The following is a 25,216-nucleotide window of genomic DNA, read 5'->3' as shown; positions in this document are numbered from 1 at the left end:
AAACATGTGGCGATTTGTTAATCGGCTCTGGACGGATCGGGTCCGGGCGGCTTAACTGTTCAGCGGTAGGGGAGGACTATCCATCATGAGCGAACACAAGCCGGCCGTCTGCGTGATCGGCCTGGGCTCCATGGGCATGGGCGCCGCGCGCTCATGCATAGCGGCGGGCCTGCCGACCTTCGGAGTCGACATCAGCGACACGGCCTGCGCGGCGCTGCGCGATGCCGGCGCGGTGGATGCCGGGCCCGACGGACGGGTCTTCGCCAGCCGGCTGGACGCCGTGCTGGTGCTGGTGGTGAACGCCGCGCAGGTGGAGGCGGTTCTGTTCGGCGAAGCGGGGATAGCTTCCGCGCTCAGGCCCGGCACGGCTGTCATGATATCGGCCACCATTGCGCCGCAGGATGCCCGCCGCTTCGGCACCATGCTGGCCGAGCGCGGGCTTGTGATGCTGGATGCCCCCGTATCCGGCGGCGCGGCCAAGGCGGCGGTCGGTGCGATGACGGTGATGGCGGCGGGTTCTGCCGAGGCTTTCGCCGCCTTGCGCCCCGTCTTGTCCGCCGTTGCCGAGAAGGTCTACGAGGTCGGCCCCGAGATCGGGCAGGGGGCAACCGTCAAGGTGGTGCACCAGCTTCTGGCCGGGGTGCACATCGCCGCCGGGGCGGAGGCCATGGCCCTGGCCGCCCGCGCGGGCATACCGCTTGACCTGATGTACGATGTCGTCACCCATGCCGCCGGCAATAGCTGGATGTTCGAGGACAGGATGAAGGCCGTGGTGTCGGGTGATTACACGCCGACATCGGCTGTCGACATCTTCGTCAAGGATATGGGCATCGTCACCGAAACAGGCCGCGCGCTGAAGTTTCCGCTGCCGCTCGCCTCTACTGCTTTCGCCATGTACCAGAACGCCAGCAATGCCGGCTTCGGGGCTGAGGCGGACAGCGCCGTTATCAAGACTTTTGCAGGCATAGACCTGCCCGGAAAGGCAGGCTCCTGATGCGCCTCGGAATTATTGCTGACGATTTCACCGGCGCGACCGATATCGCCGGCTTCCTCGTCGCCAACGGCCTCGGCACGATCCAGCTCAACGGCGTGCCGGATGCGGCCGAGACGGTGACGGCCGATGCCGTCGTCATCAGCTTGAAGTCGCGTTCCGCGCCCGTCGAGCAGGCGGTGGCGGAAAGCCTGGCCGCCCTGGAATGGCTGATGGCGCGCGATTGCGAACAGGTCTTCTTCAAATATTGCTCGACGTTCGACTCGACCCCGCAGGGCAATATCGGCCCGGTTACCGACGCGCTCATGGCGGCGATGGGCGAGACGCTCACCGTGATCTGCCCGGCGCTACCGGTCAACGGACGCACGATCTATCAGGGCTACCTTTTCGTCGGCGACGTGCCGATGAACGAATCGGGCATGCGGCACCACCCGGTGAACCCGATGACCGACGCCAACCTGATGCGCCTGATGGAGGCGCAGTCGGAGGGGCGGGCCGGCAACGTGCCCTATGCCGTCGTGGAGCGCGGGCCCGATGCCGTGCGCGCGGCGCTGCAGGAGTTGAAGGCTGCCGGCGTGCGCTACGCGGTGCTGGACGCATTGAACGCCGAGCATTTGAAAACGCTTGGGGCTGCCGTATCCGGCATGCGTCTGGTGACGGGCGGAGCGGGCCTTGCCGACGGCATCTGCATGGCCGACACGGACGGTCTCGGCGATCCGTCAGATGCGGAGGCGGCCGGCCGCCCCGGCGCGGGGCGCACGATCCTCCTGTCCGGCTCGTGCTCGCAGATGACGAACCGGCAGGTGGCGGCCTATGCCGCAGCGGCGCCGGTTGTGCGCGTATCCGTGGACGAGGCCATCGCCGACACGGATGCTTACGCAACCCGGCTGCTGGACGAGGTGAAGGCAGTGGAGGGCGGTGCCTATGCGCCTCTGGTCAGCGCCACGGTCGGGCCGGAGGCGCTGGCCGAGATCCAGTCGCGGCTGGGCGCCCAGGCAGCCAGCGCGGCGGTGGAAGATTTGTTCCATGCACTCACCCGGAAGCTGGAATCCGAAGGCTTCCAGACATTCATCGTGGCCGGCGGCGAGACGTCGGGCACCGTCAGCCAGGCGCTGGAGATCGGCGGCTTCCATATCGGGCCGCGTATCGCACCGGGCGTGCCCTTCGTGCGCGCCGTCGACAAGCCGATATCGCTGGCGCTGAAAAGCGGCAATTTCGGCCAGGAGCGCTTCTTCTTCGAGGCGCAGGACCTTGCGCGCGCCGCGCCAGCCCGGGAGGGGCAGTAACCATGCCGCGTCTTGCAGCCAATCTGACCATGATGTTCACCGAAGTGCCCTTTCTCGACAGGTTCGAGGCGGCGGCGGACAACGGCTTCACAGCCGTCGAATTTCTGTTTCCCTACGAGCACAGGCCGGAGGAGATCGCCGAGCGCATCCAACGCCATGGGCTGGAAATAGCGCTCTTCAACATGCCGCCGGGAAACTGGGCCGCCGGCGAGCGGGGCATGGCCGCCATACCGGGCCGGGAGGCCGAATTTGCCCGTAATGCGGGCATCGCGCTGGCCTATGCCCGCACCCTCGGCGTCAGCCGGGTGCATGCCATGTCCGGCATCACCAGGGGCCTCGACCCAGTCGAGTGCCGCAACACCTTCATCGCCAATATGCGGGTGGCCTGCGACATGTTCGCCGCTGACGGCATCACCATTCTGGTCGAGGCGCTGAACACGCGGGACGTGCCCGGCTATTTCGTGGCCCACCAGGAGGAGGCGGCCGAGCTGTGCGCGGCCGTGGAGCGACCCAACATCGCGGTGCAGTTCGACCTGTATCACGCCCAGATCATGGATGGTGACCTGACCCGGCTTGCCGAGCAGCTGAACGGGCGTTTTGCCCATGTGCAGATCGCTTCCGTGCCCGAGCGGCACGAGCCCGACACGGGCGAGGTGGATTTCGGGCATATGCTGAAGGTTCTGGACCAGCTCGGATATCAGGGCTTCGTGGGCTGCGAATACAATCCGCGCAACGGAACCGTCGCCGGCCTCGGCTGGACGCGGCCCTGGCTTGGTGGCTGAGATGGCCCTTATTCCGGCAGAGCGGCAAAGCCGGATCGTGGACCTCGTCAGCCAGCGGCCCGCGGTCGGCATCGCCGAACTGACGCGGCTTCTGAAAGTGTCCCACATGACGGTGCGGCGCGATATCCGCAGCCTTGAAGAGGCGGGACGCGTGATCGCCATCGCCGGAGGGGTGCGCCTGGCCGACCCGACCGTCTCGCGTGAGGCGCCGCACGCGGCGAAGGCGGCGTTGAACCGTACGGCAAAGGCGGCGATCGGCGCGGCGGCGGCACGCCTTGTTCCGCCGGGGGCGTCCATCTATCTCGACGCGGGCACGACCATCCTTGCCCTTGCGGCACGGTTGGCGCGGCGCGACGACCTGACCATCGTCACCAATGATTTTGCCGTCATGGAGCTTCTGTCCAGCCAGGGCGGCTCCGTGCTGCATCACACGGGCGGGCTGGTCGACCGGGAGAACCGGTCGGCCATCGGCGACAATGCGGCGCGCGCCATACGGGCCTTCCAGTTCGACATTGCCTTCATCTCTACCTCGTCCTTCTCGAACGCCGGCCTTTCGGTGACCGATCCCGGCAAGGGCGTGGTGAAGGAGGCGGCGGTGGCCAGCGCCGCATCGTCCGTGCTTCTGGCCGACAGCTCGAAGTTCGGCCGGCGCGCGCCCTACGCATCGCTGCCGATGCAGGCTTTCGACACGCTGGTGACGGACGCCGACTTTGCGCCGGAATGCGTCGAGGCGTTGGAAGATCTGGGGCTCAGCGTCATACGCGGCGGAGGAGAAACGGCATGAACGAGGCGAAGGCACGCGACTGCCTGTGCCGCATGGGCGAGCGTCTGTACCATCGTGGCCTTGTCCACGGCACGGCCGGCAATCTCAGCATGCGCATCGACGATGGCTGGCTCATGACGCCCACCAACACCTGCCTTGGCGATCTCGACCCGGAGCGTCTGTCGAAGCTGGATGCGCAGGGCCGCCTTGTGAGTGGCGACAAGCCATCGAAGGAAGCGTTCCTGCACACCTCGGTCTATGCGGTGCGCAACGAGGCGGAAGCCATCATCCACACCCATTCCACCCATTCGGTGGCGGTATCCTGCCTGGACCATCCGGAGGGCTGCCCGGTGCTGCCGCCGCTGACCGCCTATTACGTCATGCGGGTGGGCGAGCTTGCCCTTGTGCCGTACTATCGGCCGGGAGACACAAGCCTTGCCGATGCGGTGCGCGACGCAGCCGTCAAGCACGCCTGCGTTCTTTTGGCCAATCATGGCCCCGTCATTGCCGGCAAGGGTTTGAACGAAGCCCTCTATGCGCTCGAGGAGCTGGAAGAGACGGCCAAGCTGCATCTTCTGCTGCAGGGCATGAAGACCAAACCCTTGAGCGAGGACGAGGTGCGGGAGCTGATGGGCTGAGCGGCACCGCCGCGCAATGGAGGCACCCGGCGGACCCTTTGGAACCTCAGCTTGTCAGCAGCTTGTCGTCGTCCAGCTCGCCGCCGCCGCGCACCTTGCGGAACATCTCGATCAAATCTTCCACCGTCAGGCCGTGGCGGCTGTCGCCGGCAACGTCCAGCACCACGCGGCCGCCATGCAGCATCACCGTTCGGGTGCCGAAATCCAGCGCCTGCCGCATCGAATGGGTGACCATCAGTGTCGTCAACCGGTGCTCGGAAACCAGCCTTTGGGTGAGCTCCATCACAAACTCGGCCATGCCGGGGTCCAACGCGGCGGTATGCTCGTCCAGAAGCAGGACCTCGCTGCCTGCCAGCGTCGCCATGACCAGCGACAGCGCCTGACGCTGGCCGCCGGACAGAAGATCCATGCGATCGCCCATCCGGTCTTCCAGGCCAAGGCGCAGGGCCGAGACCCGCTCGCGGAACATGTCGCGGCGGCGGGACGACAAAGCGGAGCCAAGACCGCGCCGCTTGCCGCGTGCGGCGGCCAGCGCGAGGTTTTCCTCGATCGTCAATGCGCCGCAACTTCCGGTCAGCGGGTCCTGGAACACGCGTGCGACAAGCCGTGCCCTGTCGGCCGTATCGCGCCGGGTGACGTCCTTGCCGCCGATGGTCACGCGCCCCTCGGTGGGCAGCACGTCGCCGGCCAGAACGCCGAGCATGGTGGACTTGCCCGCCCCGTTTGAGCCGATGACCGTAACGAAGGCCCCGTTGTCGATGGTGAGGTCGAGGCCGGCAAGCGCCTTCTTTTCCAGCGGCGTACCCCGCCCGAAGGTAACGCCGATCTGGCTGAGTTCGATCATGTGGATGCTCCTCCGCGGCGCAGGCGCGGCAGGATGAGGGCGATGGCCACGAGAGCGGCGGTAACGAGGTTCAGGTCCGATGCCTTGAGCCCGAGCGCGTCGGTGGACAGGGCCGTCTGGATGGCGATGCGATACAGGATGGACCCGGCCACGCAGCCGATCAGCGCGATGGCCAGAAGGCGAGACCGGAACAGGGTTTCGCCAACGATCACCGCGGCAAGGCCGACGACGATGGTTCCGACGCCCGAGGTGACGTCGGCAAAGCCGTTGGTCTGCGCAAACAGCGAGCCGCCCAATGCGACGAGCGCGTTGGAGATGGCCATGCCCAGATAGATAAGCCGGTTTGTCTTGACGCCCTGCGCCCGCGCCATGCGCGGGTTGGCGCCGGTGGCGCGCATGGCAAGGCCGATATCGCTTTCCAGGAAGCGCCAGAGTGCGATGAGTACGATGACCACGAGCACGAAGACGAACAGCGGACGAACGTAGTAATCGGGAAGGCCGTGCCCATAGAAGGGCGTCAGCATCGTATCCTGGTTGATCAGCGCGATGTTGGGGCGGCCCATGATGCGCAGATTGATGGAGAACAGCGCGATCATCGTCAGGATCGACGCCAGAAGGTTCAAAATGCGGAACTGGACGTTCAGCGCGGCGGTCACCAGGCCGGCGCAGGCGCCGGCCAGCATGGCGACGCCCGTTGCGGCCCAGGGGTTCCATCCGGCAAGGATCAGCACGGCCGCAACCGCCGCACCGAGCGGAAACGAGCCGTCGACCGTCAGGTCGGGAAAGTCGAGGATACGAAAGGCAAGGTATACGCCCATCGCCACGAAGGCGAAGACGAGGCCGAGTTCGACCGCCCCGAAGAAAGCGAATTGGCTCATTCGACGACCTGGTTGGCGCGCTCGAGAATGGCCGCCGGAAGGGTCACGCCCATCTTCTCTGCGGCGGCCTTGTTGACGACGAGGTTGGAGCCGGACGCTACCGCGACGGGAATATCGCCGGCCGTCTCGCCGTTCAGGATGCGCACCACCACGGCGCCGGTTTCCTTGCCGACCTCGTGATAGTTGAATCCGAGCGCGGCGAGGGCGCCACGGCTGACCGAGTCGGTATCGGCGGTCACCAGCGGCACATCGCTTTCCTCGGCAACGCCGACGGTGGATTCCAGGGCCGAGACGATGGTGTTGTCGGTCGGCACGTACATCACGTCGGCCCGGCCGACCAGCGCGCGCGCCGCGTTCTGGACCTCGGACGACCGGGAGGCCGTGGATTCGACCACCGAGAGCCCGGCCGCTTCAGCGGCCGTCTTCAGCGCGGCGAGCGATGAGACCGAGTTGGTTTCGCCCGGATTGTAGAGAAAGCCGATCGTCTTGGCCTGCGGCAGGATTTCCTGGATCAGGGCGACATGCTCGGCCACGGGCGACATGTCGGAAATACCCGTGACGTTGCCGCCGGGCGCCTCCATCGACTGGACGAGCTGCGCGCCGACCGGGTCGGTGACGGCGGTGAAGACCACCGGAATGTCACGCGTGGCCGATACCACGGCCTGCGCCGAGGGCGTCGAGATAGCGACGATGACGTCCGGCCCCTCACCGATGAACTGACGGGCGATCTGCGCCGCCGTACCGGGATTGCCCTGCGCGGACTCGTAGCTGAATGTCAGGTTTTCGCCGTCCTTGAAGCCGGCTTCCTCGAGCGCTTCCTTGACGCCGTCGCGCACGGCGTCGAGCGCGGGATGCTCCACGATGGCCGTCACCGCCACGCTGGCGTCGGCGGCGAAGGCCGCCGTAGCAAAGGCCGACGTGGACAGAGAAAGGGCGGTGACGAGGGCGAGGGCCGTCTTGCGCATGTCTGGAATCCGTCGAATGAGCTTCATCTTCGACGGCAAAAGCCAGCCGCGCGCCCGAATGTCAACGGCCAAAGCGCAGGCGTCCCGCCGCCGGCCCATCCGTCATGCACGCGTGGATTCGGCCGGTTCCAGCTCCAGTACCTCTGCCGGGGATTCCGACTCCCGCGTCAGCACGGTCGTGGTGATGGTGCTGGGCGCGTAGGAGACTCCGGCCTCGTCCATCCGCTTTTTCAACCTGCGGTTGAACTCGCGACCGACGCCCCACTGCATCAGCGGCTTGGTGCGGATCGCGCCCTTGATGATGATGCCGTCCGGCGCGAACTGGTCGACGCCCCACAACTCGAACGGAATGATGATGTTGCGCTGGAACTGCGGATCCACCGCGATCTCGGCGCCCACCTCGCGCATGATGGCGATGACCTGGTCGAGGTCGGAATGATAGGCGACCTTGAACTCGACGATGTAGACGCCGTAACCGCGCGACGAATTCTTGATCGCCTTGACGCTGGAGAAGGGGATCGAGTGCAGCGCGCCCTGTCCGTCGCGCAGGCGGAGCGTGCGGATGGTCAGTTGCTCCACCGTGCCGGCGCGGTCGCCGGTATCCACCCAGTCGCCGATGGAGATCGTATCCTCGAACAGGATGAACATGCCGGTGATGACGTCCTGCACAAGCTGCTGCGAGCCGAAACCGACGGCGAGGCCAATGACGCCGGCACCGGCCAGCAGGGGGGCCACGTTGACGCCGATATTGGCCAGCACCGCGATGACCGTGATGATCGACAGCGCGATGAACAGGAAGTTGCGCACCAGCGGCAGAAGGGTCTTGGTGCGGCTGGACTGGTGCTTGGCACGCCCCTTCTTGTCGGTCGGCGCAAGCGCGCCGGCAATCCACCCGTCGAGCGTTATCCAGAGCAACCAGCTGAACAGCAGCGCGAAGGCGATGGACAGGATGGGCCGCGCGATGGTCCATCCCGCGTCCGTCAGAAGCCAGCCCTTGAGATCGAGATGCCAGACATCGAGACAGGCGAAGGCTACCGCCGCCAGGATGACGACCTGGATGACGATGCGCAGAAGCTCGATGTAGCGGCTCACGATGACGTCGCGCGAGCCCGACCGGCCCGCGCGGCTGGCGGCCATCCGCGCCAGCGCATTGTCGAGCCAGGTTGCCAGCAGCAGGCCGCCCGCCACGATGAGAAGCGCGATCGAGGCGTCCATCAGGAAGCTGCCACCGCCGCCCGCCAGCCGCGCCACCACGTTGATGACGATGAAGACGATGGCGAGCAGGTGCCAGAACCGGCCGAAGGCGTTGATCGCGCCGTCCATGATGTTCGTGGCGCGGCTGTCGTCATGGGCGACGCGGCCCTTGAGGATCAGCCGTTGCACGGTGATGCGATGGCGGATGACGAAGACGAGCGCGGTGGCTGCCAGAAGGATATCGACGACAAGGCGCGCGACATCCGTCGCGTCCCAGCCGGCGACGATGCGAAGCGGCGGGTCGGCCAGGAGGGTGGAGATGCTGCCCAGCGCGGCGACGGCAGCCAGCCATTTGAGAATCCGTCGCTGGCTGTAGCTGACGAGATGCCAGCCGCGCGACAGGCCGAGCAGCATGAGCAGGCAATAGCCGATCTGCCAGACGGCGACGGCAACGAAGACGGGTATCGTCAGGCCGGCCAGGATCTGGCGCTGCCGGGCGGGCATGTCGATGAAGTTGGAGTAGAGCACCAGGACGCAGAAGCCCGCGATCAGCGGCAGCAGGCCGAGCACGAGCCGCTTGCCGGCCATCATCAGCAACTGTCGGCGCTGCGTCGGCCGGTGATCGAGCCGCCGGGCGCGGCGCAGCGGCGGCAGATAGAACAGCGCCAGGATGGTGGCGGCAACGAGCCCCCAGCCGATCAGGGCCCGCGTGCCGAAGGCGATGAGGCTGCCATCGCCAAAACCGGCAACGAGACGATCCCGGACCTGCGTACCGGCATTGGTGAGCTTTTCGTCCAGCGGACCGCCGAGGGCGGCGGTGGGCAGGTTCTGGCCGATTTCGGCCAGGCTGCCGGTCACGGCGGACAGGAGCCCGTCTTCCGAAAGGATCGGCGCGGTTGCCGGGTCCTGGGGGGCTTCCGCCTCGGCCGGCGCGGCTGTCGGCTCGGCGGGTGCACCTTCTGCCGGCGTGGTTGCGTCGGCCGCCGGTTGCGCGGGTTCACCCTCGGCCACCGTGGCGCGCAAGGCCGTCAGGTTCTGCAGCAGGGCATCGCGGCTGGCCGGGTCGTTCAGGAGGCCGATGACACGGTCCAGCGCCTGAAGGTCGGACTGTACGCCGGCTGCCGGCTGCGCGCTTGCCGCGGCGGGGGGCGCCTCTGTCTGCGCGGTGGCCGGGGCGGCGGTGGCGATGGTGATGGCTGCCAGGATACTTAAGAAAAACTTCACGATCTGGACCGGTCTCGTCGCTGAAGGTCGGGCATGGTTCGGGTGGGCGTTGAAGCCACGCAAATACGGAGATTGGAAGGCAATGCGCCAGACGGGGTCCGTGTGCAAGCCTTGGCAAGCGGCCTTTAGCGCATATCGCCCTATTGCCGATTGGACCGCCCTGTCTTCGTTTTGCCTTTTCTTGTCGTCAGAAGTCCGACGCCGCATCCCGAGCGGCGATTCAGGGGCAGGCGGACGAGCGCCAAGTATGGACGAAAGTCGTTCGCGGCATATCTGTTCACTACCGGTGCGAAAACGTTTGCCGACAACAACGCCCGGTATCATAGTCGAATTCGCCACCTCCCATCCGAAATATAGTCCGGAGCAATCTCCCGATGCATAAAGTCCGCAAGGCAGTCTTCCCCGTCGCCGGCCTTGGAACGCGTTTCCTGCCGGCCACGAAAGCGATCCCGAAGGAAATGCTCACCGTGGTGGATCGTCCCGTCATCCAGTATGTCGTGGATGAAGCGCGGCAGGCCGGCATCGAGCACCTGATCTTCGTCACCGGTCGCAACAAGGGCGTCATCGAAGATTATTTCGACATCCAGGTCGAGCTGGTGAACACCTTGACCGAGCGCGGCAAGAAGCCGGAGCTTTCGCTGCTCGACGAGCTTCAGCCCAAGCCCGGCACCGCCAGCTTCACCCGCCAGCAGGCGCCGCTTGGCCTTGGCCACGCCGTCTGGTGCGCGCGCGATCTCGTGGGGCCGGAGCCCTTTGCGCTTCTGCTGCCCGACATGATCATGCAGTCCGAGCGCGGTTGCCTGGCCAGCATGGTGGAACTGTACGAGAAGACCGGCGGCAACATCCTGTCGGTCGAGCAGTGCGACCCGCAGGAAACCAACAAATACGGCATCGTCGGGCATGGCGAGGCCATCGGCTCGGGCTTCCGCATCGACGGCATGGTCGAGAAGCCGAAGCCCGAAGAGGCGCCGTCCAACTACTTCATCACCGGACGCTACATCCTGCAGCCGGAGATTTTCGATATCCTGGCCACGCAGGAAAAGGGCGCAGGCAATGAAATCCAGCTTACGGACGGCATGCTGAAGCTGGCCGAGAAGCAGGATTTCTACGCCTATCCGTTCGCCGGCCGCACCTTCGACTGCGGCTCGAAGGAAGGGTTCATCCGCGCCAATGTGGCCTTTGCGCTGTGGCGCAACGATATTCGCCACAAGGTCTATGACGAGATCCAGGAGCTGATGGAAAAGGTGGAGCCGTCCGGCGGCCGCAAGGCGGCCGAGTAGGCACGTATCAGGCAGCGCGCTCCGCTTCGACGCGGAGCAGCGCACCATCCGCAGACAGGATAATGACGGGGGCTCCGGCAGGCATGTCGGGGCCCTCGACGCTCCACCAGCCATCGTCGAGCTGGACGCGCCCGCGCCCGTTTACGATCGCCTCGGAAAGCACGGCGCGGCGGCCGATCAGCCGGTCGGTACGGGTATTGAGTGGGGTGATATCGCTGCTGGGCCGGCTTCCGTACCAGCGGTAGCCGATCAGCATGGCGGCAGCCGAAACGACGGCAAAGCCGATCAGTTGGCTGACAACGGACAGGCCGGGAATGAACAGAAGGTTCACGCCGATGGCGACGGCCCCGATCCCCAGAAACAAGAGGTACACGCCCGGCAGGAACATCTCCGCCGCCAGAAGGGCGAAACCGGTGACGAGCCATCCCGTGGCGCCGAACAGAGCGGGCACGATCAGCCGCCCGGCCGGATGGACGCCGGCTTAGGCTTGTCGAACACTTCGCGGGCGATTTCCGATATGCCGCCGAGGGTGCCGATCAGCGACGCGCTTTCCAGCGGCATGAGGATAACGCGCTGATTGTCTGCCGACGCCAGCTTGCCGATCGCCTCGGTGTATTTCTGCGCGACGAAGTAGTTGATCGCCCGCACGTCGCCGCCGGCGATGGCCTGCGATACAAGCTCCGTCGCCTTCGCCTCGGCCTCGGCAAGGCGCTCACGGGCTTCCGCCTCGCGGAAGGCGGCTTCGCGCTTGCCTTCGGCTTCCAGGATCAACGCCTGCTTTTCGCCCTCGGCCCGCAGGATCTTGGCGTTCCTTTGCCCTTCCGCTTCCAGGATTTCAGCGCGTTTCTCGCGCTCGGCCATCATCTGACGGCCCATGGATTCGACCAGATTGGCGGGCGGCGCGATGTCCTTGAGCTCGATCCGGGTAATCTTGACGCCCCAATTATGGGCGGCCTGGTCGACGACGCGCAGGATGCGCTCGGAGATCGCATCGCGATTGGACAACAGATCGTCGAGATCCATCGACCCCATGACCGAGCGCAGATTCGTCATGACGAGGTTCAGGACCGCGTTGCGTAGCCCGGCAACCTCGTAGGCGGCCGCGGCGGCATCCAGGATCTGGAAGAAGGCGACGCCGTCGGCCGCGACCGACGCATTGTCGCGGGTGATGACTTCCTGGGTCGGAACATCGAGAACCTGCTCCATCATGTTCATCTTGTGCCCGACGCGCTCGACGAAGGGCAGGATGATGTTAAGGCCGGGCTTCAACGTCCGCGTATAGCGACCGAAGCTTTCCACCGTGTAGTGATAGCCCTGCGGCACGATCTTGATGGTCGCGAACAGCAGCAGCACGACCAGTACGACGCCGACGGCGACGATCACCAACGGTTCCATTTACATCCTCCCTGATGCGGTTGCGTCAGGCCTGCCGGGTCAGGTCGAAGCGGGTGCCCGAAGAGTTGACGCAGGACAACTGACTTGCCGATACCTGATCGCAATTGACGGCGATGCGATCGCCATTCGACAGCCGCGTATATTCGATGGCGATGCGGGTCGGCGACAGGTTGCGGTAGGTGCCGCGCGCCAGGACCGAACCGGTGTCGTTGGCGGTCGAGGTGAATGTACCGCCCTGCAGGCTGGATACGGCAACGCCCGACGTGTCGCCCCAGCGCCCGTCGAAGCCCTGGCGGGCGGGGCCCGAAGACGGGCCGCCACCGGGGCCCGTCATGCAGCCGGACAAAGCGAGGCTCAACGTGGCAAGACCGGCAAACAAAGCTTTTCGGCGCATCGCGGCGACTCCCGTGAACAAGATTACAGTCAGCCTATTATGGGATTCCGCATGCGGCAGGAAAGGGTGGGCCGGCCCTTTTGGGGCGCGACCCACATCAACCCTGGGTTTGATCGACCTTAATGGACGAGGATGTTGCGGAACTGCCAGGGGTCCTTCTCGTCGAGATCTTCGGGGAACAGGCCGGGCCTGTCCTTCAGCGGCGTCCAGTCGGTGTAGTAGCCCTTCACCGGGCCGAGATACTGGCGCTGAACGTCGAGGCAGCGCTTGTAATCCATCTCGTCGGCTTCCACGATGCCGGCTTGCGGGTTTTCCAGCGCCCAGACCATCCCCGCCAGGACCGCCGACGTGACCTGCAGGCCGGTGGCATTCTGGTAGGGGGCGATGCGGCGGGTTTCTTCCAGCGAAAGCTGGGATCCATACCAATAGGCGTTCTTTTCGTGGCCGAACAGCAGAACGCCCAGCTCGTCGATGCCGTCGACGAGTTCGTCCTCGTCCAGCACGTGGTGCACCGGCTGGATGTGGCCCGCTGCGCCGAACAGCTCATGCATCGACAGGACGGCGTCGTTGCAGGGGTGGTAGGCGTAGTGGACGGTCGGCCGGTAGCTGACCTCATCATGCTTGTCGACGACGGTGAAGTAGTCGGCGATGGAGATCGACTCGTTATGCGTGACGAGGAAGCCGTACTGCGCGCCCGGCGTCGGGCACCAGGTGCGAACGCGGGTATTGCCGCCCGGCTGCTCCAGGTAGATGGCGCATTTCGGGCCTTTCTTATGGTCCTTGGCGTTCTTCGGGCGCCACTTCTCGTGGGTGCCCCAGCCAAGTTCCGAAGGCTGCATGCCCTCGGAGATGAAGCCCTCCACCGACCACGTGTTCCAGAAGACGTTCATGGGCTTCGGATCGCGGGTGCGCTGCGTATCGCGCTCGGCGATGTGGATGCCCTTGACGCCCACCTTCTTCATGAGCTTGGCCCAGCCCTCGCGGTCGTCGGCGGCGGGCTCCTCGTATTTCAGGCCGGTATCGTTGGCGATATCCACCAGGGCCTGCTTCACGAACCAGGAGACCATGCCCGGATTGGCCCCGCAGCAGGACACTGCCGTGGTGCCGCCGGGGTTCTTGCGCTTTTCCTTGCGCACCGTCTCGCGCAGCGCATAATTGGTGCGGTCCGCATTGGTAAGGCTGTCGTCGAAGTAGAAGCCGAGCCACGGCTCCACCACCGTGTCGATATACAGGACGCCCAGCTCGCGGCACATGCGGATGAGGTCCAGCGAACCCGTGTCGACCGACAGGTTGACGCAGAATCCACGGCCTTCGCCCTCGGTGAGAAGCGGGGTCAGCAGGCTTTCGTAGTTCTTGCGCGTCACGGCTTCCTGGATGAAGCGGAAGCCGCGTTCTTCCACGATGGCGCGGTTGCCGTCGTTGGGGTCGATCACCACCACGCGCGACTTGTCGAAGTTGAAGTGCCGCTCGATCAGGGGAAGCGTTCCGCGGCCGATCGACCCGAAGCCGATCATCACGATGGGGCCGGTAATCTCACCATAAACCTGATACTGGTCGTTCGCCATTCTGGCAGGTCCTTTCGCACTGTCGCATCGCAGGATATGTCGCCTTCGGCTAACCGAGATTGCTGTCAAATAAAAGAGGGCGCACGCGACCTTCGATGGCAACCGCGAAATCAGGGAAGACGAAATGGAACTCCCCGCGTCCCTCCGTGCGGCTCTGGACACCGTGCTCGACGGCCATGCGGTCGCCGGTATCGCGGCGGCAGGCAGCCGGCTTTCGGCACGCTACCGCGCCGAAGTGCTGGACGGGCGGCTGCATCTCGATACGGACGAGGCAGCCCGCGCCTATGTCGCGACACGGTTGCCGGCAACCTACGCCGCGATCCGGCGCGCCATGGATATGCTCCAGGAAACCATGGATCCGCTGACACCCGCCCCCGAAACGCTCCTCGATGTCGGGGCCGGGCCGGGAACGGCGCTTTGGGCGGCCGCCGATACCTGGCCGGAGCTTGGCGCCGCGACCATGGTGGAGGCCAGCGATCCGATCCGCCGTGTGGGCCAGCTTCTGGCGGAAGCGAGCGGCGTCCCGCACAGGCGCTGGCTGGACGGCCGGGCAGGGGATCTCGTGGATAAGGCCGAGCTGGCCGACCTCGTTACGCTGGCTTACGTTCTTGACGAACTGCGCGAGGGCGAACGCGACCAATTGGTGGATGCCCTGTGGCGCAAGGCGCGCCACCTACTGCTGATCGTGGAGCCCGGCACGCCGGCCGGCTGGCGGCGGATTCTTGCCGCCCGGCGGCGCCTGCTTGCACAGGGGGCAAACATCGTCGCGCCGTGTCCGCATTCGCAAACCTGTCCGCTTGTGGGTCAGGATTGGTGCCATTTCGCGGTCCGCCTCCCGCGCAGCCGAATCCATCGGCTGGCCAAGGGCGCGGACGCCCCTTTCGAGGATGAAAAGTTCATCTTCCTGGCCGCGGCGCGCGCGCCCGCGCCAACCGCGGCAGCGCGGATACTGGCGCCGCCGCAGCAGGGAAGCGGCAAGGTGCGGCTAAAGCTGTGCCGGCCCGACGGGCGGGCCGACGACGTTCTTATGACCCGGCGCGACGGCGACGCCTTCAAGGCCGCGCGCCGAGCCTTCTGGGGCGACGCCCTGCAAACCTGATCAGGCTTCGAGGGCTTCCAGCTCGTCGATGAGGCCGGATATGACAGACAGCCCCCGGTGCCAGAAGCCCGGGTCCGTCGCATCGAGGCCGAAGGGCGCCAGAAGCTCCGTATGGTGCTTGGTGCCGCCCGCCTCGAGCATGGTGAGATAGCGTTCGGCAAAGCCTTCGTCGGACTGCAGATAGACGGCGTAGAGCGAATTGACCAGGCAGTCGCCGAAGGCATAGGCGTACACATAGAAGGGCGAATGGATGAAGTGCGGAATATAGGCCCAGAACGTCTCGTATCCCGGCTGCAACCGTACGGAGGGCCCGAGGCTCTCCCCTTGCGTCTCCACCCAGATCTGCCCGATGCGTTCGGAGGTCAGCTCGCCTTCGCGGCGCTCGGTGTGGAGCGCCCGTTCGAAATTATAGAAGGCGATCTGCCGGATCACCGTGTTGATCATGTCCTCGACCTTGGACGCGATCAGGAACCGGCGCTGCTGCGGATCGGGCGTCTTTTCGAGAAGCGATCGGAAGGTCAGCATTTCGCCGAAGACGGATGCGGTCTCTGCAAGCGTCAGCGGCGTCGGCGCCATCAGCGGGCCCTGCCGCGCCGCAAGCACCTGGTGGACGCCGTGCCCAAGCTCATGCGCCAGGGTCATGACGTCGCGCGGCTTGCCGAGATAATTGAGCAGCACATAGGGGTGGGCCGAGGGGACAGTCGGATGCGCGAAGGCGCCGGGCGACTTGCCCGGGCGCACCCCGGCATCGATCCAGTTGCGGTCGAAGAAATGCCCGGCGATCTCAGCCATGCGTGGAGAGAAACCGGCATAGGCCGTCATGACCGTCTCGCGGGCCTCGTCCCAGCCGATGGGCCGGCGTTCCATGCCGGGCAGGGGCGCGTTCCTGTCCCAATGGTCGAGGGCTTCCTGGCCGAGCCAGCCTGCCTTCAGCCGGTAATATCTGTGCGAGATGGAGGGATAGGCCTCGCGGACGGCTGCCGCCAGCGCGTCGACGACTTCCCGCTCCACGCGGTTGGCCAGATGCCGGCTGTCGGCAATATCGGTGAAACCCCGCCAGCGGTCGGAGATTTCCTTGTCCTTCGCCAGCGTATTGGTGATCAGGCTGAACAAGCGCAAATTGGCCGAGAAGACAGAGGCAAGCGCCTCCGCCGCCTCCTGCCGCAGGGCTTTGTCATCCTCCTGCAGGAGGTTCAGCGTTTCCTCGATGGACAGGTCATCGCCACGCACTTTGAAGCGAAGCCCGGTCATGGTCTCGTCGAACAGGCGGTTCCAGCTCGCCGGCCCGGTGACGGCCTTTTCAAGGAAAAGCTCCTCGATCCGGTCTTCAAGCTGGAACGGGCGTTCCAGCCGCAGGTCCGCAATCCACGGGCGGTAGTGGGCAAGCTGCGGATTGGCGGCCAGGGCCGCTTCCATGACGGCGTCCTCGATCCGGTTCAGTTCCAGACCGAAAAACAGGACGCGCGCCGAAATGTCGGTGACGCGCGCCTGGATGTCTCCATAGAATTTGGCATTCGCCGGGCTCGACGTATCGCCCGCGTAGACGAGGCCGGCATAGGAGATCAGCCGGCCGAGCCTGTCCTCGAGCGCCTCATAGGCCTTGATCGCTTCGATGAGGCCGCCCCCGCCGGGCAGCGCCGCTTCTTCCGCGAGCCGGCCACGCCAGCGCGTCTGGAAGGTGGTCGCTTCTGCGTCGGCTGCCTCCAGGTCGCGCTTCAGGATTGGACTGTCCAGGGCGGGGTAAAGGTCGCCGAGGTTCCATGTGGGAAGCAGGCCAAGATTAGGCTTGGCGGATGCATCGACTGCTACGGCGGACTGGTTAGTCATGGAGGGGTGTCGTTCCTTCGCGAATCTCGTTCATTGCGCCTTAACCATTTTCTTTTGTAATAAGGAAAGAAATAGGCGCATGTCATTTTCATGCCGCAGTTCGGTCAGACGTTTTTGGCACGACTGTGACTTGAGGAAGTTCGGGGTTGGTGCCGGGGACATGGTGGCACCGCCCTCGCCAGCGAGGGGAAGAGACCGAATGCCCGCAACTAACGCTAGCGCCGCGCGCCGCATGGCACGTGCCGCCACGATCATTGCGACGGGCCTTCTGCTGCTGGCCGGCACGGGACTCGCGGCCAAAGCCGAGACCCGGACGCTCAAGCTGTATCATGTCCATCTTCGCGAAAAGACCGAGGTCACCTACAAGCGAAATGGCCGCTTTCTGCCCGAGGGCCTCAAGAAAGCCAACTGGGCCCTGCGCGACTGGCGCGAGAACAAGCCCACCAACATGGACCCGGCGCTTCTGGACATCCTGTGGGAGGCGCAGCGCCAATCCGGCACGAACGGCTATATCCAGGTGCTGGGCGGCTTCCGCTCACCCAAGACCAACAATATGCTGCGCTCCAGGTCTTCGGGCGTCGCCGGCGGCAGCCTGCATATGTCGGGCAAGGCGATCGACTTCTACATGGAAGACGTACCCTTGCGCAAAGTGCGCGAGATCGGGTTGCGCATGCAGGTTGGCGGCGTCGGCTATTATCCGCGGTCCGGCTCGCCCTTCGTCCATTTCGACAGCGGCAAGGGCCGTTACTGGCCGCGCATGAGCCGCTCCGAGCTGGCGCGCATCTTCCCGCGTGGCAATACGATCTACCTGCCGGCCGACGGCAAGCCGCTGCCGGGATACGAACAGGCGGTCGCCTCCTACAATCAGCGCAAGGGTGCGTCCGGCAACATCCAGATGGCCAGCGCATCGGAATCGCGCAAAGGCGGCAAATCGCTGATCGCACGGTTGTTCGGCGGTGGCGCCGACGAGGCCGAGGACAACGCCGAGATGGAGGCCGCTCCGGCGCCGGCTCGCCGCGCGCCGCAAGCGCCGCGCCGGGCACCGGCACCGGTGGCACCGGCCGCACCGGCCGCACCGGCAGAAGAGACGCTTATCGCCTCGGTCCAGCCGACACCGGCGCCGCGCCGCGCCGCGCCTGCCGCGCCCGTGCTTTCGGCCGGGGTGGCCATGCCCGACAGGCCGCAATTCGACACCAGTTCCAACGCACCGCGGCCGGCAGCCGGCGTGCCGGGTTCGGCCCCGGCCAGCGCGCCTGCCCCGGCAAGTGCGTCTGCTCCGGTTGAGACACCAAGCCGCGCCGATCCGCCCAGCATCGCCGTTGCCAGCATTCCGATGCCGCAGGCCGCGCCGGCACGCGCCACCGCCGCTGCTGGTACAGCACCGGCCACAGCGCCGACCATTGTTGCGGCGGCCGCACGCGAGCCGGCGCCCGCCGCCGGAGAACTCGCCTACGCCGTTCCCACGCCGAGCCGCAGACCCTTCGAGGCGGTGTTGCAGGCAGCAGCCGCAACGGATGCCCAGGCGCGGGTCGCTTCGGCCGAGGCGCCGGCACGTTCGGACGCCATCGCCGACACCATCCTTAACTCCACGTCGCAAGAGGCTTCCGACAGCAATGAGCCTCTGGCCGTAGCCGTTGCCTTCCCGACGCATCGGCCGGATGCCGGGCCGGTGCTCGAGCCCGCCGCCGATGCAATCGTTGCCGAGGCGGGTGACGAGGCAACCGACTTTGCCGGAATGGACATGGCCGATGCCGAGGCCCCGGTGGGCGATGCCATCGCCGACATCCTGAACGGTGACGATCCGGAACCGTCCACCGTGATGGCTTCTCTGGAAACCGGCGTCACGCCCTCCCGCAGCTTCGAAGACATCATGGCACGGCCGGAGCCTCTGCAGGCAGAGGTCGAGACCGGCGGCAAGGGCGGTCGTGTCGGCTCCGGCGCGATGCCGACAGTCGCCGACCAGAGCGTCATCGCAGCCCGCATCGCCGACGCCGCCGAAGTGACACGGCCGCTTCAGCTTGCCGAGGCCGATGCCGACGCAGCCGCCCGGACGGAGCGTCTTTCCAACGCGTCGCTTGTCGTCAACGTGCCCCTGCATGCTGCCCCGGAACGCTTCGGCAACTGACCAGTCCCGGCAGGCGCGGCGCGCCGCTTCTACTTTAAATCACTTCCAGAAGGCCGCCCCCGGGGCGGCCTTTTCAGTTTCGGGCGCGGTCAAGGAAGCTCGATGCCTTATTTGCGTCACGCCGGCTTATGAATACGTCCGACGAAGGCGGGCCAATGCTGTGCGAATTGCAGTTTCCATGTAAAAAAATTTGTGGAAGACATGCGCCACATTGCCAAAACTTAATTCTCTGCGATGTGACTTGACAATGAATAGCTTACAATAAATACACGACCACTAATCGGGGTCGCCGCCACCGGTCATGGTTGAAATGGCCGGGTGTTCGCAGCATTGCCGACATTGTTCAATTTTCCAAGCACGCGGACGGCGTGGGTATTGAGGTATAAGATGGAACGGAGCGAAAGCGTCGAAAATAACGAGATGCTGATGGAGCTGACGGCCGAAGTGGTCGCTGCTTACGTCAGCAACAATTCTCTGCCGGTTTCCGATCTCCCTGCTTTGATTTCCGACGTTTATGGTGCGCTCGGCCGTACGACGGCCGCTCCGGCCGCGGTGCCGGCTGAAAAGCCGAAGCCGGCTGTGCCCGTAAAGAAGTCGGTGACGGACGATTACATCATCTGTCTGGAAGACGGCAAGAAGTTCAAGTCGCTGAAGCGCCATCTGATGACGCATTACAACCTGACGCCCGAAGAGTACCGCGAAAAGTGGGATCTGCCGACCGACTATCCGATGGTTGCCCCCAACTATGCCGCGGCCCGCTCGCGGCTGGCCAAGCAGATGGGCCTGGGCCACAAGCGCCGCCGCGGGCGGTGATCCAGTTGCAGGGCGCTCCAGCCTTTTCATGATGTTGAAACGCCGGCTCTCGAGTCGGCGTTTTCTTTAGGCGCATTGCCATGCAACCGCCGCAATGCACGCGCCATGCGGCACCGATCACGGCTTTGTCATTCTGGTGCGTCCGATGTCTTCTGTCTTCAAGCGGCCTGCCATTCGCAACTCGATTGCGCTCATCGTTGGCCTCGGCATCACGGCGCTCGCCTTCTTTACGCTGTCGCGCCTTCTGTCAGAGACGCCGCTCGATCAGGTCGCATCCGCCATCAAGGCGATGCCGTGGTCTACGCTGGGCGCCGCCCTGGCCTTTACCGCCCTCAGCTTCATGGCCATGGCCGCCTATGACGTCATCGCCGTTGAGAACACCGCACCGGGCCGCATTTCGCCGGCCATTTCCGCTCTGGTCGGGGCTGGCGGCTACGCGATCTCCAACGCGCTCGGCTTTCCGTTCCTGACCGGGGGCGCGATCCGCTATCGCGTCTACCGCCGCTTCGGGTTCGAGCCGGTCGACGTCGCCCGCATCGTCGGTATCTCGTGGTTTGCCCTCTGGTTCGCCCTGGCGCTGATGGTCGGCGTGGCGCTGGTGGCCGATCCCGGCGACGTCCCGCTGCTGGATACGTTGCCACGGGCCGTGGATATTGCGCTGGGTGCCATCCTCATCGCCTGTGTCGCCATTCTCGTGACGTGGCTGGCCACCGGGCGCCGGCAGGTGAGAATTCGATCCTGGACGCTTCTCCTCCCCAATGGATGGGCTGCCCTGGCGCAGGTGGCCGCCGGCGTGGTGGACGTGGCGGCTGCCGCGGCGGTTCTTTACGTGCTCATGCCGGAGGATGCGGTGGGTAGCTTCACGCTGTTCGCCATCGTCTTTGCCATGGCCACGGTTGCGGGTGTCGTCTCCAATGCCCCGGCCGGGCTGGGTGCTTTCGAGGCGACGATCATCGGCACGCTCGGCCTTGGCTCCAACCCCGATGCGCTGGCTGCTGTGGTGGTCTACCGGATCATCTATACGGTTCTGCCGCTGATCGTGACGATGTTCGGCCTCGCGCTTTCGGAGATCGCCCTGCAGCGCCACGTCGTACGCGGCCAACTGGCGACGGCCGCGAAGCTGGTAGAGCCGATGGCCCCGCCGCTGACCGCCAGCCTGTCGTTTCTGGGCGGGGTGGTGCTGCTGGTATCGGGCGCGACGCCCGGGCTGGAAGGGCGCATCGGCATATTGGCGGATATCCTGCCGCTGCCCTTCATAGAGCTGTCGCATCTTGCCGCCAGCCTTGTCGGGGTCGGTCTGTTGATCATCGCGCGCGGCCTGGCGCGCCGGCTTTGGCGCGCCTACGTGCTGGCGCTGGTGTTGATGCTGGCGGGTGCGGTCCTGTCGATCGCCAAGGGACTGGACTGGGAAGAGGCGACGGCGCTTCTGTCGTTCGCCATCTTCCTGGTGGTATTCCGCCGCGCCTTCTATCGCCGCGCCGACGATGCGCCGCTGGCCTTGAACTGGCGTTGGCTGGCCACCGTGGCGGCGGCGCTGATCGGCTGCGGATGGCTCGGCATGTTCGCCTATTCGCATGTCGAGTATGCCAATGCCATGTGGTGGGATTTTGCGCTGGACGGCGATGCGCCGCGGTTTCTGCGCGCCGGTCTCGTCGTCTTCCTCGTCATGGCGGCGGCCGGGCTGGAACTGTGGATCCACCAGCGCCACAGGCCGTCCAGCGGCCAACCGATCCCGGACGCCGTGCGCACCGTCGTTGCGACATCCTCTTCCACCACGGCCAATCTGGCCTTGCTGGGCGACAAGCAATTCCTGATGGCCGACGACGGCTCCGGCTTCGTCATGTACGGGCAATCGGGCGGCAGCCTCATTGCCCTTGGAGAGCCCGTAGCCCCTGCAGCAAAGGTGGATGAGCTGGCCTGGGCGTTCCGCGACCTGGCCGATCGAAAGGCGTTGCGGCCGGTTTTCTACGAAGTCAGCGCCGACCGCCTGCCGCTCTTCCTCGATATGGGGCTTACGGCCCTGAAACTGGGAGAGGTCGCCCGCGTCGACCTGACCAGCTTTACCCTGAGCGGGCCCAAGCGCCAGGATATGCGCACGGCGATGCGCAAGGCGGAGCGCGAAGGGCTGGAATTCTCGATCCTGCCGGCAGCCGAGGTGCCCGCCGCGATAGAGGAACTGCGGTTGGTGTCCGATGCCTGGCTGGAGATGAAGTCCGGTGCGGAGAAGAGCTTTTCGCTCGGCTATTTCGACGCCGACTATCTGGCCAATTTCGATCATGCCGTCATGCGCAAGGAAGGCCATATCGTGGCCTTTGCCAATCTATGGCGCAGCGGCGACAAAAGCGAAATCTCGATCGATCTGATGCGGCATCTGCCCGATGTTTCCCGCGGCGTCATGGACGCGCTGTTCGGCCATGTGCTGATGGCAGGCAAGGACGAAGGATATCTCTGGTTCGATCTCGGTGCGGCGCCCCTGTCGGGCCTCAGCGACAGGCGCGGCGCCTCGCGCTGGAACCGCTTCGGCTCCATGGTCTATCGCCGGGGAGGGGATCTTTACAGTTTCGATGGCCTGCGCGCCTTCAAACAGAAGTTCCAGCCGATCTGGACCCCGCACTACCTGATCTGCCCGCGCGGTCTCGACACCGCCAAGGCTTTGATAGACGTCACGGCGCTGATTTCCCGCCGACCGGCCGAAAGGAATAACGCATGAAACGCTGGATTGCAGGTGTGGCCGCCGTCGGTCTGGTGGGCGCAGCCGGCGCATGGTGGACGGGTTGGCTCCCGCTTCCCGGCCTTGGGCAGGCGACGACGGTGTCCTACGAAAATATCGCCAATGTCCACATGCGTGTTCCGGATGGCGATCCTTCGGGCGTGGCCATCCTGATTTCCGATATCGGCAAGGCTCCGGATGCGTCGCTGGCCGACGCTCTTGTCCAGCGTGGATTGGTGGTGTTGCCGGTTCGCCTGGACGATTGGCTGAAGCGCCTGCAGGTCGACGCGGAAGATTGCCTTTACGCCGGATCGGATATCGAGGGCATCGCCAAGGAAGCGCAACGAACGCTGAGCCTGCAGGATTACTTCCACCCCGTCGTCATCGGCGAGGGGGCCGGGGGCCTGCTCGCCTATGCGGCCGTGGCGGATTCTCCAAGCGCCACCATGGCAGGCGGCGTCGCGATCTCGCCCGCCCCGACCCTGGCCACCACATTGCCGATTTGCGATGGCGCGAAATCGACGAAGGCGGGCGATGGCTATTCCTATGACCTCGCCGCCGAGTTGCCGGAGCCCTTCCGTGTCATTGCCGCCGACAGGCCGGCGGGCATGAGCGACGAGCATCACCGTGCGCATTTCATCCAGGCGGCCGACCAGCCGGCGCAGCTTGCGGCAGCGGCCGATGCAGGCGTCGAACTTGCCGGCAGGGACGCCACGGCGATGCCGGTGGTGGTTGCCAAGGCACAAGGTACGCCGAAGGCCGTCGCGGTCTTCTTTTCGGGCGACGGCGGTTGGCGCGATCTCGACAAATCCATCGGCGACTGGCTGGCGCAGAATGGCGTGGAGGTGCTTGGCGTCGATTCGTTGCGGTATTTCTGGTCGGAAAAGACGCCGCAACAGATGGGCGACGATATCGGCGCCATACTCGACAATGCCATGGTGCCGGACGGAATCCCCGTCGCCATGATGGGCTATTCCTTCGGGGCGGACACGCTTCCCTTCGCCTGGAACAGCATTCCGGCAAGCTGGCGCGACAGGACAAGCATCATCGCTCTGCTGGCGCCGAGCCTGGAGACGGGGTTCGAGATTTCCATAGGGGGCTGGTTCGGCATGTCGACGGGCGAAAAGGCGGTCGTACCGCAAATCGCCACGCTGCCGGCGGACAAGGTCTTGTGTGTCTTCGGAGAGGAAGAGGGGCCGGATTCGGCCTGTACCCAGCCCGAGCTTGCCAAGCTTCGCAAGATCCAGACGACGGGCGGCCATCATTTCGATGGCGATTACGATGCGCTGGCGGCGCGCCTTTTGGCAGCGATGACCGGCACAGGCACCTGACAGCAGACAAAAAAGAGAGGGGCGGGCAGAACCCGCCCCCCTCTCAATGCTGATTAGAAGCGGAAATTCACGCCGGCTTTGAAGGTGTGGAAGGCCAGGTCTTGATCCACGGACAGGGCCGTTGTGCCGGAAGCCGCCGTATAGTTCCCGGTGTAGATGTTTTCCTTGCCGAGATCGACATAGCCGTACTCCGCGTCGACGGAGACATTCTGCGTCAGGGCATATTCGGCACCGACACCGGCAGTCCAGCCCGTGTGATCGGCCTTGTCCAGCTTGGATGCGTCAATGCCGGCACTGGACGTCTTCTGCTCCGTCTGCCCAAAGGCGAAGCCGCCATGGACGTAAGGCAGCAGCTTCTCGAAGGCCACGCCCGCGCGGACGCCGGCCGTGCCCAGATAGGTCAACTTGGACGTCGTGACGGCATCGCCGTTGTCGACGTTGGTCAGGGCGACAGATGCGCGCGCGCCCAGTACGGCATTTCCGAACTGGTGATCGTAACCAAGCTGAACGCCGCCGAGGAGGCCATCAATATCCGTCTTGCTGCTGTCGAATGCGGATGCCCCAGCAGCCGACAGGGTGCCGGAAAACTCGGCTTCACCCGTCGCGCCGCCGGTGAACACGCCGACCGAGAAGCCGGTCCAGTCGTTGGCGATCGGTGCAATGGCAGCGACCGGAGCCGCCGGCTCTTCGAAGACGACGTCCGCTGCCAGCGCCGGAGCGGTCAGGGCGAAGGTGAGGGCGGCCGAAGCCAGGATACGATGGTTGAGGCGCATGGCACTCTCCTGTTGAAAGTAATGCCCTGCATTTGCACCGCAGCCGTTAAGATACAATATATATCATGTACATGATAGGTTGAAAACGACGGGGTTTGCCCGTGCTGGTAGTTATGCCCGCGCGGATAGCCAGACGCGTTGCGGCAATGCAACACGCGACCGCGGGTGGCGGTATGCAGACTTGAAGGAAAGGTATGGTGGAATGGTACGCCCAGGGGGAATCGAACCCCCGTTTGCGCCGTGAGAGGGCGCCGTCCTGACCGCTAGACGATGGGCGCCCTTCGGTGTGGGGCTGGATATAGTTGGATCGTTTGAGAATGGCAAGCCGTTTTCGGTGCC

The 25,216-nt window shown here is 65.2% G+C and carries 21 protein-coding genes and 1 tRNA gene; 11 read left to right on the top strand and 11 right to left on the bottom strand.

Features of this window, described 5'->3' with window-relative positions; all coding sequences use genetic code 11:
• Positions 1-85: 85 nt before the first annotated feature.
• Genes ltnD through otnC form a run of 5 tightly spaced genes read left to right on the top strand, consistent with a single transcriptional unit; the run spans position 86 to position 4,460 of the window.
• On the top strand, positions 86-994 hold the full coding sequence (ltnD, locus tag AUL31_RS06575) for an L-threonate dehydrogenase (RefSeq protein ID WP_060603236.1): 909 nt from the start codon (positions 86-88) through the stop codon (positions 992-994).
• Complete coding sequence (otnK, locus tag AUL31_RS06570) at positions 994-2,277, top strand: 3-oxo-tetronate kinase (RefSeq protein ID WP_060603233.1); 1,284 nt, start codon at positions 994-996, stop codon at positions 2,275-2,277. Before ltnD ends, otnK begins: the two co-directional genes overlap by 1 nt.
• Before the next feature lie 2 nt (positions 2,278-2,279).
• Complete coding sequence (otnI, locus tag AUL31_RS06565; RefSeq protein WP_060603230.1) at positions 2,280-3,059, top strand: 2-oxo-tetronate isomerase; 780 nt, start codon at positions 2,280-2,282, stop codon at positions 3,057-3,059.
• A 1-nt stretch (position 3,060) separates the two neighbouring features.
• Positions 3,061-3,843 carry a DeoR/GlpR family DNA-binding transcription regulator gene (locus AUL31_RS06560; RefSeq protein WP_060603227.1) on the top strand — a complete coding sequence of 261 codons (783 nt, stop codon included), beginning with the start codon at positions 3,061-3,063 and terminating at the stop codon, positions 3,841-3,843.
• Positions 3,840-4,460, top strand: a complete 621-nt coding sequence (gene otnC, locus AUL31_RS06555) for a 3-oxo-tetronate 4-phosphate decarboxylase (RefSeq protein ID WP_060603224.1) — start codon at positions 3,840-3,842, stop codon at positions 4,458-4,460. Before AUL31_RS06560 ends, otnC begins: the two co-directional genes overlap by 4 nt.
• Positions 4,461-4,506: 46 nt before the next feature.
• Here otnC and AUL31_RS06550 read toward each other — a convergent pair whose 3' ends face one another.
• From AUL31_RS06550 to AUL31_RS06535, 4 genes are all read right to left on the bottom strand, one after another.
• The gene (locus AUL31_RS06550; RefSeq protein WP_060603221.1) at positions 4,507-5,304 is read right to left on the bottom strand and encodes an ABC transporter ATP-binding protein; all 798 of its coding nucleotides are present in this window, start codon (positions 5,302-5,304) and stop codon (positions 4,507-4,509) included.
• The gene (locus AUL31_RS06545) at positions 5,301-6,182 is read right to left on the bottom strand and encodes an ABC transporter permease (protein ID WP_060603218.1); all 882 of its coding nucleotides are present in this window, start codon (positions 6,180-6,182) and stop codon (positions 5,301-5,303) included. Before AUL31_RS06545 ends, AUL31_RS06550 begins: the two co-directional genes overlap by 4 nt.
• Positions 6,179-7,147 carry an ABC transporter substrate-binding protein gene (locus tag AUL31_RS06540; RefSeq protein WP_060603891.1) on the bottom strand — a complete coding sequence of 323 codons (969 nt, stop codon included), beginning with the start codon at positions 7,145-7,147 and terminating at the stop codon, positions 6,179-6,181. Before AUL31_RS06540 ends, AUL31_RS06545 begins: the two co-directional genes overlap by 4 nt.
• A gap of 102 nt (positions 7,148-7,249) precedes the next feature.
• Positions 7,250-9,565 carry a mechanosensitive ion channel family protein gene (locus AUL31_RS06535; protein ID WP_060603215.1) on the bottom strand — a complete coding sequence of 772 codons (2,316 nt, stop codon included), beginning with the start codon at positions 9,563-9,565 and terminating at the stop codon, positions 7,250-7,252.
• A gap of 374 nt (positions 9,566-9,939) precedes the next feature.
• Between AUL31_RS06535 and galU the strand changes: the two genes are divergently transcribed.
• Positions 9,940-10,845 carry a UTP--glucose-1-phosphate uridylyltransferase GalU gene (gene galU, locus AUL31_RS06530; RefSeq protein WP_060603212.1) on the top strand — a complete coding sequence of 302 codons (906 nt, stop codon included), beginning with the start codon at positions 9,940-9,942 and terminating at the stop codon, positions 10,843-10,845.
• Positions 10,846-10,852: 7 nt separating this feature from the next.
• Here galU and AUL31_RS06525 read toward each other — a convergent pair whose 3' ends face one another.
• From AUL31_RS06525 to AUL31_RS06510, 4 genes are all read right to left on the bottom strand, one after another.
• Positions 10,853-11,296, bottom strand: coding sequence for an NfeD family protein (locus AUL31_RS06525; protein ID WP_060603210.1), 444 nt, complete (start codon positions 11,294-11,296; stop codon positions 10,853-10,855).
• Positions 11,297-11,298: 2 nt separating this feature from the next.
• Positions 11,299-12,240, bottom strand: coding sequence for an SPFH domain-containing protein (locus AUL31_RS06520; protein ID WP_060603207.1), 942 nt, complete (start codon positions 12,238-12,240; stop codon positions 11,299-11,301).
• 25 nt (positions 12,241-12,265) lie between these two features.
• Entirely contained in the window at positions 12,266-12,634 is a 369-nt protein-coding gene (locus AUL31_RS06515; protein WP_073469248.1) for a hypothetical protein, read from the bottom strand.
• A 119-nt stretch (positions 12,635-12,753) separates the two neighbouring features.
• Positions 12,754-14,199, bottom strand: a complete 1,446-nt coding sequence (locus tag AUL31_RS06510; RefSeq protein WP_060603201.1) for a homospermidine synthase — start codon at positions 14,197-14,199, stop codon at positions 12,754-12,756.
• A gap of 124 nt (positions 14,200-14,323) precedes the next feature.
• On the opposite strand from AUL31_RS06510, the gene AUL31_RS06505 reads away from it, so the two are divergent.
• A complete protein-coding gene (locus AUL31_RS06505; protein ID WP_060603197.1) occupies positions 14,324-15,298 on the top strand; it encodes a small ribosomal subunit Rsm22 family protein in 975 nt (324 codons plus the stop codon).
• Here the strand turns inward: AUL31_RS06505 and AUL31_RS06500 are convergent, their stop codons facing one another.
• Positions 15,299-17,125: a M3 family oligoendopeptidase gene (locus AUL31_RS06500; protein WP_060603193.1), complete on the bottom strand. Its 1,827-nt coding sequence runs from the start codon at positions 17,123-17,125 to the stop codon at positions 15,299-15,301.
• Positions 17,126-17,324: 199 nt separating this feature from the next.
• Between AUL31_RS06500 and AUL31_RS06495 the strand changes: the two genes are divergently transcribed.
• The 4 genes from AUL31_RS06495 (at position 17,325) to AUL31_RS06480 (ending at position 24,104) form a co-directional block, all read left to right on the top strand.
• A complete protein-coding gene (locus tag AUL31_RS06495; RefSeq protein WP_159439802.1) occupies positions 17,325-19,250 on the top strand; it encodes a DUF882 domain-containing protein in 1,926 nt (641 codons plus the stop codon).
• Between the two features lie 387 nt (positions 19,251-19,637).
• Entirely contained in the window at positions 19,638-20,063 is a 426-nt protein-coding gene (locus tag AUL31_RS06490) for a Ros/MucR family transcriptional regulator (protein WP_060603187.1), read from the top strand.
• Between the two features lie 145 nt (positions 20,064-20,208).
• Positions 20,209-22,773, top strand: coding sequence for a bifunctional lysylphosphatidylglycerol flippase/synthetase MprF (gene mprF / locus AUL31_RS06485; RefSeq protein WP_073469250.1), 2,565 nt, complete (start codon positions 20,209-20,211; stop codon positions 22,771-22,773).
• On the top strand, positions 22,770-24,104 hold the full coding sequence (locus AUL31_RS06480) for an AcvB/VirJ family lysyl-phosphatidylglycerol hydrolase (protein WP_060603182.1): 1,335 nt from the start codon (positions 22,770-22,772) through the stop codon (positions 24,102-24,104). The genes mprF and AUL31_RS06480 overlap by 4 nt, the downstream gene beginning before the upstream one ends.
• 53 nt (positions 24,105-24,157) lie before the next feature.
• On the opposite strand, the gene AUL31_RS06475 is transcribed toward AUL31_RS06480, so the two are convergent.
• Positions 24,158-24,877 carry an outer membrane protein gene (locus AUL31_RS06475; protein ID WP_060603179.1) on the bottom strand — a complete coding sequence of 240 codons (720 nt, stop codon included), beginning with the start codon at positions 24,875-24,877 and terminating at the stop codon, positions 24,158-24,160.
• A gap of 203 nt (positions 24,878-25,080) precedes the next feature.
• A tRNA-Glu gene (locus AUL31_RS06470) sits at positions 25,081-25,155 on the bottom strand.
• Positions 25,156-25,216: the final 61 nt, after the last annotated feature.

Source organism: Aureimonas altamirensis (assembly GCF_001463885.1).
Classification (GTDB): domain Bacteria; phylum Pseudomonadota; class Alphaproteobacteria; order Rhizobiales; family Rhizobiaceae; genus Aureimonas; species Aureimonas altamirensis.
This window is presented reverse-complemented; position numbering and strand designations above follow the sequence as displayed.

Bases quoted from the DNA above. Each gene is read 5' to 3' on its own strand.
- AUL31_RS06505 (WP_060603197.1), top strand. From the start codon at position 14,324: ATGGAACTCCCCGCGTCCCTCCGTGCGGCTCTGGACACCGTGCTCGAC.
- AUL31_RS06545 (WP_060603218.1), bottom strand. From the start codon at position 6,182: ATGAGCCAATTCGCTTTCTTCGGGGCGGTCGAACTCGGCCTCGTCTTC.
- otnK (WP_060603233.1), top strand. From the start codon at position 994: ATGCGCCTCGGAATTATTGCTGACGATTTCACCGGCGCGACCGATATC.
- otnI (WP_060603230.1), top strand. From the start codon at position 2,280: ATGCCGCGTCTTGCAGCCAATCTGACCATGATGTTCACCGAAGTGCCC.
- AUL31_RS06560 (WP_060603227.1), top strand. From the start codon at position 3,061: ATGGCCCTTATTCCGGCAGAGCGGCAAAGCCGGATCGTGGACCTCGTC.
- AUL31_RS06475 (WP_060603179.1), bottom strand. From the start codon at position 24,877: ATGCGCCTCAACCATCGTATCCTGGCTTCGGCCGCCCTCACCTTCGCC.
- AUL31_RS06500 (WP_060603193.1), bottom strand. From the start codon at position 17,125: ATGACTAACCAGTCCGCCGTAGCAGTCGATGCATCCGCCAAGCCTAAT.
- AUL31_RS06490 (WP_060603187.1), top strand. From the start codon at position 19,638: ATGGAACGGAGCGAAAGCGTCGAAAATAACGAGATGCTGATGGAGCTG.
- AUL31_RS06515 (WP_073469248.1), bottom strand. From the start codon at position 12,634: ATGCGCCGAAAAGCTTTGTTTGCCGGTCTTGCCACGTTGAGCCTCGCT.
- AUL31_RS06520 (WP_060603207.1), bottom strand. From the start codon at position 12,240: ATGGAACCGTTGGTGATCGTCGCCGTCGGCGTCGTACTGGTCGTGCTG.
- AUL31_RS06510 (WP_060603201.1), bottom strand. From the start codon at position 14,199: ATGGCGAACGACCAGTATCAGGTTTATGGTGAGATTACCGGCCCCATC.
- AUL31_RS06495 (WP_159439802.1), top strand. From the start codon at position 17,325: ATGCCCGCAACTAACGCTAGCGCCGCGCGCCGCATGGCACGTGCCGCC.
- mprF (WP_073469250.1), top strand. From the start codon at position 20,209: ATGTCTTCTGTCTTCAAGCGGCCTGCCATTCGCAACTCGATTGCGCTC.
- AUL31_RS06550 (WP_060603221.1), bottom strand. From the start codon at position 5,304: ATGATCGAACTCAGCCAGATCGGCGTTACCTTCGGGCGGGGTACGCCG.
- AUL31_RS06480 (WP_060603182.1), top strand. From the start codon at position 22,770: ATGAAACGCTGGATTGCAGGTGTGGCCGCCGTCGGTCTGGTGGGCGCA.
- ltnD (WP_060603236.1), top strand. From the start codon at position 86: ATGAGCGAACACAAGCCGGCCGTCTGCGTGATCGGCCTGGGCTCCATG.
- otnC (WP_060603224.1), top strand. From the start codon at position 3,840: ATGAACGAGGCGAAGGCACGCGACTGCCTGTGCCGCATGGGCGAGCGT.
- AUL31_RS06540 (WP_060603891.1), bottom strand. From the start codon at position 7,147: ATGCGCAAGACGGCCCTCGCCCTCGTCACCGCCCTTTCTCTGTCCACG.
- galU (WP_060603212.1), top strand. From the start codon at position 9,940: ATGCATAAAGTCCGCAAGGCAGTCTTCCCCGTCGCCGGCCTTGGAACG.